This is a genomic window from Sporosarcina sp. GW1-11, assembly GCF_033088395.1.
GTDB lineage: Bacteria > Bacillota > Bacilli > Bacillales_A > Planococcaceae > Sporosarcina.
The window spans coordinates 179,384-195,480 of the sequence record NZ_JAPMIW010000002.1; the positions used below are offsets into that span (position 1 = coordinate 179,384).

Genomic DNA, 16,097 nt, shown 5'->3' on the forward strand with positions numbered 1-16,097 from the left:
ATTATATACCTCCCTTAAATGTCGCAAGGTTCGGACGTAAATGGCGGAGCTCCTGAAGTCGGTCAATCGCAATCTGCCCATTTTTGTGGAGATAAGCACATTCCATTTCAGGTTGTTCAGAAAGGACCGTTAACTCATCTGTCATGATTTCCATTTTATCGGCAATCTTCAAATGAGTAGCTTCGAGCCAAGATGCTGCAATAACAGCGTCCTTATTCCCATTCGCTCCTGCATGCGCGATGCCTTTTACGCGACCTAACACATAAATACTACCGCCCGCAATAACTTGGGCACTTTGATTTACATCCCCAATAATAACTAAATCACCTTCCGCTCGGACAACTTGTCCTGAACGAACGATACCGATATAGGTCTCGGATTGTTCCTCTATCAATTTCTTCTCGCACGCTTCTAGTGAAATGACATCACTATGAACCTTCGAAACACGTAGGTTAGGAGAGGTATGAATGATTGCAAGAATACTCTTCATGTCTTGCTCGTCACAAAATCGACGCCCGGTATGTAGCTGTACGTCAGATACACCTTCAAGTACGCTGCTTGTTACTTTTTCTTTTAGCTCATCCAGCAGATCGGAAAATGAACAATGATCGTCCAATCGCAAAACTAAGCCATCTTTTGTTCCTTTAATCGTTATCAACTGTGATTTCGTCACCTACATCACCTCGCAATGCTTAAAAACCAGCCTGTTTTTGTGAAAATCGTTTTTCAATTAATTGTTTAAACATGTAACCAAACATCCCGATGAATAGTGAATTAGCAATAACTGTCGGAATAAGCCGACTCGTCAAGAATTCATTAAAATCAATGGATGTCAATGCAATAATACTTGCAAAAAGATAAGACAATAATTCCAACATGACAATCATAACTAATGATAACATCATAACTGTCGAAGTACGTCGCTCAATTTGTCGAATAATAGACGCCGAAACATAACAAATGAGCGGATACATAAATGTATATAATCCAATAATATCAATGTGGTACATATCATACAAGATACCAAGCACTAAACCGTAAAAAAAAGCTCGTTTTCTACTGTAATATGACGCAATAAAGATTAAATAGACAATAAGAAATCGCGGAATAAAAAAATAGAAGGTATCATTCAGCTCAATTGGAGAAAATAAGCTAAAAATCGGTTCTAAGAAAAATAATACGATAGCGATTAAGGGAATGACGAACCGAATCATGATTCATCGTCCCCCCTTTGCGTCCACAGAATTACCCCCATCGGTACCATCTACCACAATCGCAGAACGTTTCGCGACCATGACATGATCCAGCATGGAGAAATTGGCAGCAGGACGAATATACGCTAACTTCGTCAAGCCGTAATCATCTGTAGACACTTCCGTCACCTCTCCAATTAAAATGCCTCTCGGGAAAATCCCGCCGAGTCCTGAAGACGTTACGGTCATTCCTTTTTTGACATCAAAACTAGAGTCGATCCGCTTCATGATCAATTGGCGAGATTGTCGATCAAAGCCTTCAATCAGACCATAAACTTCTTGCTCCCCAACGACCATTGCCGCTACACGGAAATTGCTGTTTTCTGTCGATACTAGCTCAACTGTCGACGTGAAAGGAGTCGTCAAGATGACTTTCCCAATCAAGCCTTGTGCAGTCATGACCGCCATATTGACGCCCACGCCATTCGTCGTCCCTTTATCGATGATCAGCTTTTCTTCCCATTGATCGGGATTACGTGAAATTACGGTAGATTGAATCGGCTCATACGCGCGCAGATCCTCTTGTTTATCAATGATTCCACGTAATTTTACATTATTTGCTTTGACATCTGCCAATTCAGCTTGCATCGATGCAAATGTGTCCAGTCGTTCTTTTAATCGTTTGTTTTCTTCGTATGTATTAAGCATTGTATCAATATTTTTAATGACCCCCGTGACAAAATGAGCCGGTTTCGTAAAGAGTGACTGCCCAAATCCGACAACATCCTTCACCGCTTGTTCCGGAACATTTGCATGGTTACGGTCGCGAAGTGAGAATGCAATTAATGCCACAAGGACGATTACTCCTACTAATAAAATGATTAATCGTTTATTGGAAAAAAAACGCGGCATCGCCTACATCTCCTCCAATTAATGTGTTTGAATCTTTCTAATAAGATCTATATTTTCCAATGCTTTTCCTGTACCAATGACTACACAGTCTAATGGATTTTCCGCAATAAAGACAGGCATTTTCGTCTCTTCTGAGATGGCTTTATCAAGATTACGTAGTAACGAACCACCGCCTGTTAAGACAAGTCCGCGATCCATAACGTCCGATGCTAATTCTGGTGGTGTCTTCTCGAGTGTTGAACGCATACCTTCAATGACCGCAGCTACAGGTTCTTTTAACGCAATGACGATTTCTTGGGAAGTAATCTCCATTGTTTTAGGTAAGCCTGTTAATAAATCACGGCCATGAATATCCATCTTTTCTGTTTTCTCTAAATCGAAAGCAGATCCGATTTCACGCTTAACTGTTTCAGCTGTCCGATCACCTATCAGCATATGATATGTTTTGCGCACATACTCTATGATTGCAGAATCCATCGCATCCCCACCGACACGAATCGAAGTACTCGTCACAATTCCACCGAGTGAGATAATAGCAACTTCTGTCGTACCGCCACCTATATCGACGACCATACTACCGGTTGGTTCCCAAACTGGCAAATCTGCACCGATTGCTGCTGCAAAAGGCTCTTCAATCGTGAATGCTTCTTTTGCACCCGCTTGTTTCGCTGCATCGGTAACCGCACGTTTTTCAACGGATGTGATGCCAAAAGGTACGCAAATCATAACATTTGGTTTTCTCCACGAACTACCTGATGTTTTCAAGGCTTTTTTTAAATAATCAGAGATCATGGCCTTCGTTGTCTCAAAATCAGCAATGACGCCATCTTTCATAGGGCGAATTGCTACAATCGAGTTCGGGGTACGACCAATCATAGCTCTAGCCTCTTCACCTACCGCGATGATTTCATTTGTTGCAGTATTTTTTGCTACTACGGAAGGTTCTCTCAGTACAATGCCTTGATCCTTGATGAAAACTAAGGTATTGGCAGTCCCTAGGTCAATCCCTACACTTCTTGTTCTGAACCCAAACAATTGTATTCTCCCTTTCTGCATAACCGTCATCGGCCTTCTTAAAAGCATACACTACATTATAACGGAAAGGTAACTAAATTTACAGTGCCGCCTCATCATAAAGCAAAAAACATGGAAAAAAGACTGATTTACGAGTCTCTTGTCTCAATTTGTAGTCTCATGGCACTTTTGCGTTGGGAAATTGCGTGTTGCATATGAGGTAGTTTCTCGGCCGCCCAATGAAATCGTTTAACCCACTACGCAAGCAAAATAAAAAAACAAGTAGGAAGAACATAAACATTCTCCCTACTTGTTGCTCTTCCACAGTAAATGCACCATCAAATATACCCTTTGTCTTTCAAACTAATAAACTTTTGATCACCAATAATAATGTGATCTAATACGTCAATCCCCATAATTCGGCCCGCATCAATCAAGCGTTTCGTCACTTCAATATCCTCCTTTGAAGGCGTCGTGTCACCGCTCGGATGATTGTGTGAAATGATCATCGAAGCAGCCGAACGCTTGAACGCTTCACGAAAGTAGGGTGAGAACCCAGCGCCTTGGTATATTGCTATACTAGATTTCCAAGAACTCCCCTCCAAACCGTACGTACTCCTCTCAGAGTATACGGCTTTCCATTTACTTTAATCTAACTTGCCATTATGCAAATCGTGATGGCATGTTACACATAATGCCATCGTTTTTCGTCTGCGGGCTATCATTCTTTGCTCCCATTTTTTCTTCCCTTGTAAATCTTTCAATTTATGAACGTGATGCATCTCAAGTGGTACACCTGACACAGCACACCATTCACACTTTTCGGCAAGTAAACGGTCAATCATACTTGTTCGCCCTGAATAAATTAATGTATTCTCAACTGTATCGACGGTTGGTTGTTTTATCGCATCGTTTTTTTCCATTCGTTGCAACGTAAAGTAGGCTGTTTTAGGGCCTTCTTTCGTTTCATATCGAACCCCGAATTCTCCGTTAATGCTGAATTTATTGATAATCTTACTAACGGTAGAATTGTATTTATTCGCGTACGTTTTAATCATGCTATATTTCATGGTTTGACGGAAAGACTGTAAAACATGTACATTACTCGCCAAGCGGTAGTAATTGTAGTAGCCTTCTATTTCCGCATTGTACGTTCGTAAAATTTCGAGGTCGTCATTGTGCACCAAATACGAGCGATGTATTGGTTTCCAGCCATTATTCGGTCCTATTTTTAACGCATTCAACTGTACTAACTTTTGGATATATTTTTCGTGTGGAACGAAAAGCTTTGTTTGATAGTTAAATTTTCGTTTTTTTGTTCCATTTGGCATTTTCATTCGATGCCAATCTCTAGAGACACGAATATCATAACCAAGAAAGCGGGCATTGTTCTTACTATGGGTAATCAAAGTTTTCTCTGCACTCAGTTCTAGTTTTAGTTGTTCTTGTAGGAACTGCGTTAAATCTTGTTTGACATGTTCAGCTTCCTTTTTACTACCAATGACACCGAGTAAAAAATCATCCGCATAACGAACGTATTTCAAGCGGCGATAATTTGGATCAAAGAGGTCTTTACTGTCATGACTTTGCAGTTCTTTGTAAAGGGCCTTTACTCCCTTCAACCGCTCCTTCTTTTCCTCTTCAGATAAAGTTGGCCAATCACGTTTATTTTTTTCTTTGTGATTGTTAATCTTGGAAGCAAGGTTATGATAGGAAGAATTGTGAATTCTTTTGTCACCTTTGTTATAGCGTGCAATATATTGCCCCACATAATCATCGAGTTCATTCAAATAAATATTCGATAAAAGCGGGCTGATAATTCCACCCTGTGGTGCACCGCTATAGGTTTTATGAAATACCCAATCTTCTACATATCCTGCGCGCAAAAATTTCCAGATTAAATTGATGAGCTTCTCATCGTGAATTCTTTTTCGCAAAATGCCAACTAAAACATGGTGGTCGATATTATTAAAAAATCCTTTAATGTCACCCTCAATAAACCATCTAGTTCCCGTAAAAGTATTACGGATTTCTTTTAATGCGGTATGACAGCTACGATTTGGTCTAAATCCATGAGAGTGAGCAGAGAACGATGGTTCAAAGATGCTTTCAAGCAGTCGGCGAACAACTTCTTGTACTAATTTATCCTCAAAGGTAGGAATGCCTAACGGTCTTGTTTTCCCATCCTTTTTAGGGATATATACCCTTCGTGCTGGATTAGGTTGATACGTTTGGTTTTGTAGTTTTTCAATGAGCTTTTCAATACGTTTCATACTCATACCATCAATTGTATCTTCATTGACTCCTTTGGTGTTGCTGCCCTTATTCCCATACAGTTTTGCATATGCTTCTAAATAGAATTCTTTGTTGTACAAGTTGCGATACAGTCGCTCAAATACATAATTTCCGACTTTTGCTTTGGCAGTTAGACGATTTAATACTACTGTTGGAATTCTCATAGAGCCTCCGCTCCTTCCCAATTTGGTATTAACGTTATAAACTGCTCCCCTTCGCCATGTACTAGGCTTTCCCTAGCTCAGACTACTACGGGAGCTCCGTTACCTTATCAGATATTCAGCATCAAATATGCATAGCCTTTTAGGCGTTCTGACTTAGGTAATCCCCATTTAGATTTATAGAAATATCGCATGTATGATATCGGATGTGACGTTCGCTCGTTACTTTTATACGAAAGTTGGGTGAAATGGTATCATATCATCATTCTCGAAGTTTTTAAGAATGAAGCACATTTCATATAGCGTATATCATTACCTCCCGCTAAAGGTCCCCGTAGTCCCCCTTGAGCTATCATTCAGGCAGTTTAGCTTTCATCCTTGTTCATACATTTCATCTCGCCATTCAGTCGTGCTTTGGTAATTAAGCAACTTATGGCTTTTCCAACATGCTACACTCCCTGTCCGGTTTCCCATTCAGATAAGTTGACTAATGATAAGGGTAAAACATTATGATATTCCCTTACTGCTGTGCGAAAGCAGACTTTCTATAGACCCTTATGGGCGCACCACTTCGCGTGGATGGACGATACTAGAATTTAAGCTACCAATAAAAATGGTTCGCTTATGTAATACTTCATTTTTTACATTTAGAAATAAAACAACGAAATGCTCTTGATTCAACGACGACATATCCGTCATTAAATAATTGGCGGCATCTTCCGGCGAGCGAATTTTATACCGTTCATGTGGCGCCGCACGGTAAAGCCGCTTCCCAAGTTCCGCAGCCGCCAGCAACTGTACAGCCTTCGCTTCACCAATCCCTTTAATCTTTGTCATCTCATCTACCGTCAATTCTTTCAAATCAGCCAAACGATCAAGCGTTGATAGCACACGATTGGCAAGCACTAACACTGATTCTGATCGCGTACCTGTACGCAATAAAATAGCCATCAGCTCTTGATTCGAAAGATTACCCGCTCCTTCCCGGATTAAACGTTCACGTGGCCTGTCTGCAATATGCACATCACGAATCATCATTTTAGGTGCTAAATCTAGCGGCATATCAGGCATCACCTACTTCTAGCATCAGCCATTGTTCGCGCCGCAAATGTTCCACTAGTTCCCCAATCGGCAATCCAACGATGTTTTGATAATCGCCAACAATTGCTTCAACAAACAACATACCTTCCGTTTGAATACCGTAAGCTCCTGCTTTGTCTGCCGCATCTCCAGAGCGCACATACTCGTGCACGAGCCCTATATCAAGGTCTCTGAATTTCACTTGGGAAAGGCTTGCGAACTGCAACTTGCGGTCTTCTAACAATACGGTGACGCCTGTAATCACTTGATGGGTCTCACCTGACAGCTGCAATAGAAATTCCACAGCTTGCTCATTATTCACTGGCTTCGGATACTGTCGGTCGTCTTTTACAACAATCGTATCCGCCGCAATGACCATCGCAGTTGGATTCTCATCAAAGACTGCCTGTGCCTTTTGCTCAGACAACCTTACCGCGTAGCGATCGGGTTCATGTGGTGTAAAGGGTAAATCCTCTTTCACGCGACTCGGTTTCACCGTGAATTCAATACCTGCTAACTGTAATAACTCCTTACGTCTCGGTGAATTTGAAGCGAGAATAATTGGTTGAATACTAGAAAATTTCATAGATAATGCCTCCTTTCCCATAGTGTACGTCATAATCAGCTTTTTGAAAAAGTAGCGAAATTCAATTCTTCCCCGTATATAGGCTCAAAATTGAATTTTGAAGCATGGATCTTCATTCGAATAATGTGCCAAAACATGTAGTCTCGCAATCGAGGAATCCTTTGTAAATGCGGTAATAGCGGTCAATTTCTTCTCGAAATCCGTTGTTTTTTTCTTCTCACCTTCACCTGCAGACAATTCAATTTTCGATAAATCGTCCGCAAGCAACGCTTTTTTCACTTCATCCGCATTCGCGTGCTTACAAGTGCCTGACACGACTTGGATTTTCTTCTTAAACGCATCTTCCTTTTCATTTAAGACGACCTGACTTTCTTTCAGCCAAGCAGCACCCCATACGTAAAACTGTCCGTTTACCGGTAAGATGGCAGTCTTTGCTAGCGATGGATCCGTCGCCACAAATTCAGCAGCCGCCTCCTTCGCCGAAAACACTCCGTACTGCTTTACAAACATCGTTACTGCATCACCGTCAGCCACTTGCTCTTCATCCGCACCTGGACCCGTAGTAGCGATTTTCTTTGCTGGATCTGCACCTTTTTCACCTGTCATAAAAATAGTCAATCCAATAACTAGCACCGCAATCAAGCCAATCCCGACGCCTTGCACCATTGCTCGAACTACAATATTTCTTGAATACCTCTTTCGAAAATTCATCTGCACTCACTCCACCTTTTTCTTCACTTTACCAAAGCGGACGCAAAAAAAGACAAGACTGTTGTCGTCTTGTCCGTAAACATTTTCTTAGTTAATAAAACAAACTCGTATACCATCCGACAATCTCACTACCATAAAAATAAGCAATGAGGGCAGCTAGCGCAATCGACGGCCCGAACGGCACCGGTGTCTTTCGTCCTTGTTTTGTCCGTTTCAAGAAAACCATCCCAACAATCGCGCCAATTAATGAAGCGAGGAACAGCGTAAACAGCGTCTGCATCGTCCCAAGCACTAGACCAATGACAAAGAACAGTTTAATATCGCCGCCTCCCATGCCACCGTTCGACACAATCGCAATAAGAAACAACACGCCAAATCCAACTACCGCCCCAAGCAAACTATCCCACCAAGGGGTTAATGGGCTAACAAAGCGCACTAGGAAAATCGCAATGCCGAACGGTAACAGCACCTTATTCGGAATTAGCATATATTTCAAATCAGACACTGTAATAATTATCAGCATCGAAATGAACAACAGAGCTACCGCAAGTTCCCATTGAAAGCCGAAATGTACATAGGCACAAACAAACAGCACACCAGTCAACAATTCCATCAACGGATAGATCGCACTAATCTTCTCTTTGCATCCTCGGCACTTCCCCCGCAAAAACACGTAGGAAAAAACAGGAACTAAATCGACCACAGTCAAATTACGATCACACGTCGTACAATGCGAAGGAGGAGTTACAATGGATTCCTTTAGCGGTACACGCAAGCCGACTACGTTAAAAAATGATCCAAACGTAATACCGTATAGGAAGAAAAATATCCCAATTAGCCATTCCATAGACTCTCTCCTTACTCCACAGTCTCATCGCCGCGCATTTTGTTGATAGTCGTCGGATCGTCTTTACCCGCAGCAGCAGGTGCGTCTACGCGCGGCGCTTCACTTTGCAAATTGACCAAGTCCGGACGGAAGAACGCATTGAACGAAATGACTAATTCCATTTCACCAAGATCCGATTCGGCTTCTGTCTTTTCAGGCAACCCTTTGAACTGAATCGTTTCGACATTCATGATCCGCAGCATTTCTTCAATCTCATAGATGAAGTTCTCTACTTGACCGTATGTATCTGCGACCAATTTCACTTCCATCAATACCGTTTCCAAGTTTTGTACTTCTTCAGGCAAGTCCTCTGCAACGAACTCACTTTTACTAAACTTGACATTTTGCACTCGACTGTTCGATTTCACTTCCGCTTTATCAATTCGTAACAGCAATGCATCTTCTAACGGAATGACAGGCACTTTTTTTTGTAGCGGACCCGAAGAAATCGTTTCATTCAAGTCTTTATTCGCTAACTGCTTTTGAAGCGCAAACAAAACATTACGTTCAGAAGCGAGTTGTGCAGACGTTTGTTCATGTTCTTCTCTCATAGGCAAATACAGGTTAAATAGCGAATAATAGACGACACCAACTAGAAATATAGCAGCTAAAACGATTAATACGATATGCTGTTGTCGTCTCGATATATACTTATCCATTTCGCCCGCCTCCTTCCGTATTCATATTCGCAGAAGGTTGAGACTCATTTGTAGACGTTTCTTCTTGTAGTGCTTCGATTGCATCCGGATCCACTGTCGCATCAGGTGCTGTACCCCCACGTTCATCCAGAAATTGAATAAAATATTTCGCTTCGTAGCGTGGTAACACATTTTGTAGTTGTCCTTCTTCCTTCAATTCTACTGCACTCAATTCTTCAAACGTCGCGTCAATCACCAATTCAGAAGATTTAATGCGCGTCAAATAATGAGCAGGTTCCGTTAAATCGTCAAATTGAACAGTCAATGTCGCTTCGTTAGGCGCGGTGAATGTCAATTCCAAGAAGAATCCTCGCTCTGGCAAAGCTTTGACGAGATCTTTTATCAATGGATGCGTCTTAAATTGATACTTTTCTAAAAATTCGACCGTAGAAGCTAAGCTTGCTTTTTCCTGACCAAACGCAGAGAGTCTAAGCTGGGACGTAATACTTTCTTGTTGCTTCTGCACGTCATATGTTTGTTCTCTTAATAATTGCGTATCTTCTTCATAATTCCGACCCATCCAATAAAGAAGCGCCCAACTGAGTAGCGCCGCAACGAAAATACCAAGCACAATCCAAAGCCATGTAGTGCGTTCGCGTATTTTCTCAGGCAGTAAATTTATATCAACTAACTTATGCATCTTACACCTCTTCCTTCAAAGCGAGACCAATTACTCGGTGGAAATCCGCTGTAACTTCCGTACCATCCACACAAGTAATCCGTTCCTTCACTAAAGGAAGCGCTTCAATCGCCAGACGCTCTCGCACCATTTGAAGTACAAGCTCCTGCTGTCCATACGTACCATTCCACAGCAAATGCGTAATAACCGAATCCCCCTCCGCCAAATTAAATCGATAGAAATTCGCTAACTTTTCCAACTCCATAACAATCGTCATCGGTTCAACTTGCTTTTCATCAAGTGTTTCACCCGTTGTCATACTAAGTGGAACTTCTAATTCCATCGTGCGAATGAATAGAGGGTAGTGATTATTGAATATTGATACCGTCAAACTACGTCCACGTAAATCAGCTAGTAAAATATGTTCTGTACCTTCAAACGCATATTCATGATACGCCAATCGGTATAATGAAAGCGGAGCAATATCCGCAACGACAGGATCCGTTTTCACGGCCTCCAAAATAGTTTCATAAGACTGCATCACACTTTCCTTGGAAGCTATCAAAATGGCTTCTTGCTGAGCGCCATTCGTTATGTATGGAACAACATCGAACACCGGATCATCAAAAGGCAAATAAATCGTCGAACCAATTTCAATAAAAAAATGCCCCTTTAATTCTTCATCTTGAACCGTTTCTGGATAAGCGACTTTACGAATAATGACAAAGGCATCAGGCGCCAGGAATGCCACACTACGTTTCACAAGATTCCAATCCTTTACCGCTTCACCTAACACTTGCACGAGCACTTCTTCGTTAGCAATTCTACCTTCATTTATTACATGTGGCGGAAGAACCAGTTCTTTTGCGGTATCGAGAACGATTGGATGGCGAGACTTAATGCGCACATAACGAATCGCGTCGTCATCGAGCGTTAAGGAATGAATACGCTTCTTACGACCAAACTTCGATAAATGATGTGATATTTTAGAGAAAACGGCCATCATACAGCTCCCTTCAGACAAACAATACTGGGCAATCATACGGTTCTTATCCTACTATTTGATTACGCTAATTATAGCAAATATATGGGGGGAATGAAAGATTCGTAGTGAATAATGCTTATAGACTATAAACTTTTACATTAATCAGGTGAAATCTCCACAAAACTCTGTCCCAACTTTTGTAGACTTCCTGCTCTCTTGAATAATTTGTACAGTTGCTCTCCTCAATTTTACATGATTTTTATTTGTTTCAGTATTTCCAGAAATCCAAGATAGTTTTGCTTACTATTTAACATATTTTCTCTGTTGAGAATTAAAGTTTAAAAAAGACCCTGAAGAGAATTAATCTCTACAGAGTCCAATGTTTACTGCAAGGCTTTAAATCTTCTAAAAAGCCAGTAATACCTATGATAATTCACAGAATCACGGTTAAAAAAATGTTTTATTGTCAGCGTGTTACGGTAACTTTACCTTCTAGACCAGCTTTATTATCAGCGGCATTAATATCCGCATTAGAAGCATCATTGAATTCTACTGAGATATTACCATTCGTTGCTGTAGCAGAAATAGTAATTGCAGTCACATCACCAGTACCTTTATTAACTGTACCATCTCCGCTAAGTCCACCAATATCATCTAAATAGCCATCTTCTTGAAGTTCATCTATAGTAATAGATGTATCTGGTTCTTTACTTTCAGCAAAATAAATATTTGCAGCAGAAATAGCATTTTGTCCATCAGCCTTAAGTGCGCTGACCTTCGAATTCGTAATAATATTCCCAATAGCCGGCACAGCGATCGATAATCCCCAAAATAACAATAACAGCTAGCAACTCGACAAGCGTCAAACCTTTTTGATTCAACTTCTTTTGGATAAACTTTTTCATTTGTTTTCCTCCTCTTTTTTTCGTACTCTATGAATATACTATACCATAATACTTAGGAATATAACACTAGTAAACTGAAAAAATATTATCTATTTCATACAAATGTGTTAAACCTGTTACAAATTGTCTATCTGTTCAAACATACTAAACATCGGCAACATAATTGCCAAAACTATAGTCCCTACTACCGCAGCTAAGAATACGATCATTAATGGCTCAATTAGCGCCTTTAGGCGATCCGTCGCAGCTTCTACTTCCTTTTCATAGAAATCTGCCACTTTCGCCAACATAGAGTCCAAAGAACCAGTTTCCTCTCCTATTGCAATCATATGAGGGATTAGCGGTGGGAACGCCCAATGATTTAACATCGGTTCTGTCAATGATCCTCCACGTTCCATAGATTCTCTTGATTCACCTATGACTTTAGCAATAACCTTATTGCCAATTACACGTTCAGTCATCAACAACGCTTGCAAAATAGGAACTGAACTAGAAAACATCGAGCTTAATGTTCTAGTCATCATAGCCAATGCAGCTTTTTGAACGATTGGTCCGAAAATCGGCAATCGAAGAACGATAGTATCTAGTGTATATTTCCCCTTAGGATTACTACGTAGTAATAAATACCCTACAACAATCGCTGAAGTAATTAGAATCAAAATATACCAGTAACTCTCTATCCATTCACTCGCCGCCATAACTGCTCGCGTCAACCATGGCAACTGACTACCAATACTATCAAACATCTCAACGAACATCGGCACAACGAACCACAGAAGGAAAATCACTACCGCAATCGCTACAATCCCAACAACAATTGGATACGCCAAAGCAGATATCACTTTTTGTCTCGTTCGATAAGCCTTTTCAAAATGATCTGCTAACCGATCAAGTGACTCATCCACAGTCCCAGATACTTCCCCTGCACCGATCATATTTAAAATCAACGGTTCAAATACTTTGGGATGTTTCGCAAAAGCAACGGACAATGGTGTTCCAGTACGTAAGTCTTCTTGTATCGAAGTTAATATTTTACGAAACGCCGCTTGTTCCACTTGTACTGATAGAATTCGAACGGCATCAACAATTGTCACACCCGCCTGCAACAACGTGGAAAACTGCCGTAAAAACATAATGAGTTGATCCCGTTTAACCGGACTACCAATCGTAATTTCTTTCGTCAATGCCGTTTCTTTTTGTTCTACAATACTAACTACACGGATCCCTTGATTTTTCAGTTTGATCGCGGCATCTCGCTTATTCGTTGCTGTTACCGTTCCACGTCGGATAGATTTGGCGTCACGCCCTTCATACGTAAAACGTGGCATAATCAGTCATCTCCCTGTAAAAACGGCAGGGCTGCTTCATAGGATATAATCCGTTGCTCCATCAAACTTTTCACCGAATGATCCATCATATGCATCCCACTCGCCCGGCTTGTCTGAATCACGTTCGGAATCTGATGCACCTTTTCAGAACGGATCAAGTTCGATACCGCTGCATTATTAATCATAATTTCTGTTGCCGCACGTCGGCCTGTTCCATCCATCGTTTTAAATAATCGCTGGGACACTACCGCTGTCAGAACCCCCGCTAACTGCACGCGAATTTGAGACTGTTGCCCATGCGGAAAGACGTCTATAATTCTATCAATCGTCGAAGCTGCACTCCATGTGTGCAATGTCGCGAGCACTAAGTGGCCTGTTTCCGCTGCAGTAATCGCTGTGGAAATCGTCTCCAAATCCCGCATCTCCCCGACTAAAATAACATCTGGATCTTGACGCAAAGAAGCACGCAAACCATCCGCAAACGAATTCGTATCAAAACCAACTTCCCGCTGATCGATAATGGATGTACCATGTTCATGCATGTATTCAATTGGATCTTCCAATGTAATAATATGCTTTCTCATCGTTTCATTCATATACCGAATCATCGCTGCTAGCGTCGTAGATTTTCCTGAACCCGTGGGACCTGTGACCAAAATCAAGCCTTGAGCAGTTCCAGCCAAGTTCATAAGCGTTGCTGGCATGTTCAACTCGTCAATCGTAGGAATTTTCGTAGGAATCGTTCGGAACGCTAATGAAATCGAACCGCGTTGTTGGAAAGCATTGACACGAAAACGAGAGACACCCGCTATTTCATAGGAATAATCGATTTGCCCTGCTTCTTTAAATGCAGCAAGCATCTTTTCCGGTATCGTTTGAAAGACAATTCTCTCCGTATCATCAGGAGTTAGCGGTATTTCTCCATAACGCTTTAAATCTCCATGTATACGAAAAATTGGAGGTACACCGACTGTTAAGTGAATATCAGACGCCTTGCTATTAAAAGCTTCCGTCAGTAATTGATCAATTCGTTCGTGCATTGCACACCCTCCTATTCAACCAATGCAATTCGCAACACTTCTTCTGTTGTCGTAATGCCTTGTTTAACTTTTTCCAATCCGTCATCAATTAAGAAAATCGTTTTACTCTTTTCTGCAATTTCACGTAATATATTCGGAGCAGCTTCTTTGTTAATAGCGTCACGCATTTCAGCATTAATAATTAGCACCTCGTGAATCGCAATACGCCCCCGATAACCAGTCATATTACACGCCGCACAACCGGACCCACGATGAATTTCGTCAATCGTTAGCCCACGCTTGGCGAAAATTAATTTTTCACGCTCCGTTGCCGGTTGTCTAGTTTCACAGTCACGACACACGCGTCTAATTAAACGTTGCGCCACAATCGCATTTAATGAAGCTGTCAGTAAGAAAGGTTCAACACCCATATCTAGCAAACGAGAAATTGAAGCGACAGAGTCATTCGTATGAATCGTACTTAACACTAAGTGCCCCGTTAAGGACGCACGTATCGCAATCTCTACCGTCTCTTTATCTCGAATTTCTCCCACCATGACTACATCTGGATCCTGCCTTAAAATCGAACGTAGTCCAGCCGCAAATGTCAGCCCTACGTTCGAATTCACTTGTATTTGGTTTATTCCTTCTAATTGATACTCGACAGGATCCTCAATTGTAATGATATTGACATCTTCATTATTCAAACGATTCAGCGCGGCATACAACGTAGAAGATTTACCTGAACCTGTTGGACCAGATATCAAAATAATTCCATTCGGCTTTTCGATTTCTTTTAAAAATCGATGTAAATTCGTCTGACCAAATCCTAATTTCCCCAAATCATTCAACGAACTACTTAAATCTAAAATACGCATAACAATTTTTTCACCGAACACAGTAGGTAAAGTTGATAGACGTAAATCAATAGGACGAAAATCTATCGTTACTTTAATTCGCCCATCTTGCGGAATACGCGATTCAGTAATATTCAAGTTCCCCATGATTTTAATGCGGGCTAGTAGCATCGCTTGCATATGCTTCGGCAACACACGCTCCGTCTGTAGTTTCCCATCGATTCGAAAGCGGATGACGACTTGGTGCTCTTGTGGGTCAATATGAATATCACTTGCTTTCATCGATACCGCACTTGAAATAATCTGATTAACGAGCCGGACTACAGGTGAATCTTGGTCGACTAAATCTTCTTGCTGTTGTTGTTGTTCTTGTGGCGTTTCCGGCTCCTCGAATAAAATGTCATCGAATAACTCATCATCATAATATCTAGTAATCGTTCGTGTAATATCATCTTTTGACGCAATAGCCGTTTCAATATGAAAGCCTGTAGATAAACGTAAATCTTCTATCGTGTTATAGTCCATCGGGTCCGCCATCGCGACAAATAATTTATCGCCATCTTTCTTCAACGGCACGATCATCTTCTGCTTCGCTAAACCTTTAGGTACAATATTAAAAAGTTTCGGATCAAACGGATATCTGAATAAGTTAACGTGTGGAATTCCAAGCTGGAACTCAAGCACTTCGATCAATTGTTGCTCCGTAATATACCCACGTTGCAATAAGGCATCACCCAAACGTTGATCACGCGGCTTGTCTTTTAACGCGCCCATTAATTGTTCATCTGTCAGTAAACCCGACTCTATCAATAAATCTCCAAGACGCTTTCTAGTGACTGCCATTAGAC

General features: G+C 41.2%; 16 protein-coding genes and 2 pseudogenes. All 18 read right to left on the minus strand.

Annotated features, from left to right (window positions below; all coding sequences use genetic code 11):
• Position 1: 1 nt before the first annotated feature.
• The 18 genes and pseudogenes from minC to ORD22_RS03030 all read right to left on the minus strand — a co-directional run bounded on the left by minC (position 2) and on the right by ORD22_RS03030 (position 16,092).
• Positions 2 to 673 (minus strand): septum site-determining protein MinC, encoded by a 672-nt coding sequence (minC, locus tag ORD22_RS02945; RefSeq protein ID WP_317644377.1) that lies wholly within the window; start codon positions 671 to 673, stop codon positions 2 to 4.
• Positions 674 to 692: 19 nt separating this feature from the next.
• On the minus strand, positions 693 to 1,214 hold the full coding sequence (mreD, locus tag ORD22_RS02950) for a rod shape-determining protein MreD (RefSeq protein WP_317644378.1): 522 nt from the start codon (positions 1,212 to 1,214) through the stop codon (positions 693 to 695).
• Between the two features lie 3 nt (positions 1,215 to 1,217).
• Entirely contained in the window at positions 1,218 to 2,105 is an 888-nt protein-coding gene (gene mreC, locus ORD22_RS02955) for a rod shape-determining protein MreC (RefSeq protein ID WP_317644379.1), read from the minus strand.
• Positions 2,106 to 2,123: 18 nt separating this feature from the next.
• Positions 2,124 to 3,140, minus strand: coding sequence for a rod shape-determining protein (locus tag ORD22_RS02960; protein ID WP_317644380.1), 1,017 nt, complete (start codon positions 3,138 to 3,140; stop codon positions 2,124 to 2,126).
• A 317-nt stretch (positions 3,141 to 3,457) separates the two neighbouring features.
• Positions 3,458 to 3,661, minus strand: a pseudogene (locus tag ORD22_RS02965) (JAB domain-containing protein); the annotation flags it as partial.
• Positions 3,662 to 3,766: 105 nt separating this feature from the next.
• Positions 3,767 to 5,578 (minus strand): reverse transcriptase domain-containing protein, encoded by a 1,812-nt coding sequence (locus tag ORD22_RS02970; RefSeq protein WP_317644381.1) that lies wholly within the window; start codon positions 5,576 to 5,578, stop codon positions 3,767 to 3,769.
• 558 nt (positions 5,579 to 6,136) lie between these two features.
• Positions 6,137 to 6,637 (minus strand): annotated as a pseudogene (gene radC / locus ORD22_RS02975) (RadC family protein); the annotation flags it as partial.
• Between the two features lies 1 nt (position 6,638).
• Positions 6,639 to 7,241, minus strand: coding sequence for a Maf family protein (locus ORD22_RS02980; RefSeq protein ID WP_317644382.1), 603 nt, complete (start codon positions 7,239 to 7,241; stop codon positions 6,639 to 6,641).
• Between the two features lie 84 nt (positions 7,242 to 7,325).
• The gene (locus ORD22_RS02985; protein ID WP_317644383.1) at positions 7,326 to 7,952 is read right to left on the minus strand and encodes a hypothetical protein; all 627 of its coding nucleotides are present in this window, start codon (positions 7,950 to 7,952) and stop codon (positions 7,326 to 7,328) included.
• A 91-nt stretch (positions 7,953 to 8,043) separates the two neighbouring features.
• Complete coding sequence (locus ORD22_RS02990) at positions 8,044 to 8,799, minus strand: prepilin peptidase (protein WP_317644384.1); 756 nt, start codon at positions 8,797 to 8,799, stop codon at positions 8,044 to 8,046.
• A gap of 11 nt (positions 8,800 to 8,810) precedes the next feature.
• Complete coding sequence (locus ORD22_RS02995) at positions 8,811 to 9,497, minus strand: pilus assembly protein PilO (protein WP_317644385.1); 687 nt, start codon at positions 9,495 to 9,497, stop codon at positions 8,811 to 8,813.
• Positions 9,490 to 10,176 (minus strand): hypothetical protein, encoded by a 687-nt coding sequence (locus tag ORD22_RS03000; RefSeq protein ID WP_317644386.1) that lies wholly within the window; start codon positions 10,174 to 10,176, stop codon positions 9,490 to 9,492. The genes ORD22_RS02995 and ORD22_RS03000 overlap by 8 nt, the downstream gene beginning before the upstream one ends.
• 1 nt (position 10,177) lies before the next feature.
• Entirely contained in the window at positions 10,178 to 11,161 is a 984-nt protein-coding gene (gene pilM / locus ORD22_RS03005; protein ID WP_317644388.1) for a type IV pilus biogenesis protein PilM, read from the minus strand.
• 445 nt (positions 11,162 to 11,606) lie between these two features.
• On the minus strand, positions 11,607 to 11,951 hold the full coding sequence (locus ORD22_RS03010; protein WP_317644389.1) for a Tfp assembly type protein: 345 nt from the start codon (positions 11,949 to 11,951) through the stop codon (positions 11,607 to 11,609).
• Positions 11,902 to 12,045, minus strand: coding sequence for a type II secretion system protein (locus tag ORD22_RS03015; protein ID WP_317644390.1), 144 nt, complete (start codon positions 12,043 to 12,045; stop codon positions 11,902 to 11,904). The genes ORD22_RS03010 and ORD22_RS03015 overlap by 50 nt, the downstream gene beginning before the upstream one ends.
• Positions 12,046 to 12,161: 116 nt before the next feature.
• On the minus strand, positions 12,162 to 13,373 hold the full coding sequence (locus ORD22_RS03020) for a type II secretion system F family protein (protein WP_317644391.1): 1,212 nt from the start codon (positions 13,371 to 13,373) through the stop codon (positions 12,162 to 12,164).
• 2 nt (positions 13,374 to 13,375) lie between these two features.
• On the minus strand, positions 13,376 to 14,413 hold the full coding sequence (locus tag ORD22_RS03025) for a type IV pilus twitching motility protein PilT (protein WP_317644392.1): 1,038 nt from the start codon (positions 14,411 to 14,413) through the stop codon (positions 13,376 to 13,378).
• Positions 14,414 to 14,424: 11 nt separating this feature from the next.
• Positions 14,425 to 16,092, minus strand: coding sequence for a GspE/PulE family protein (locus ORD22_RS03030; RefSeq protein WP_317644393.1), 1,668 nt, complete (start codon positions 16,090 to 16,092; stop codon positions 14,425 to 14,427).
• Positions 16,093 to 16,097 lie beyond the last annotated feature (5 nt).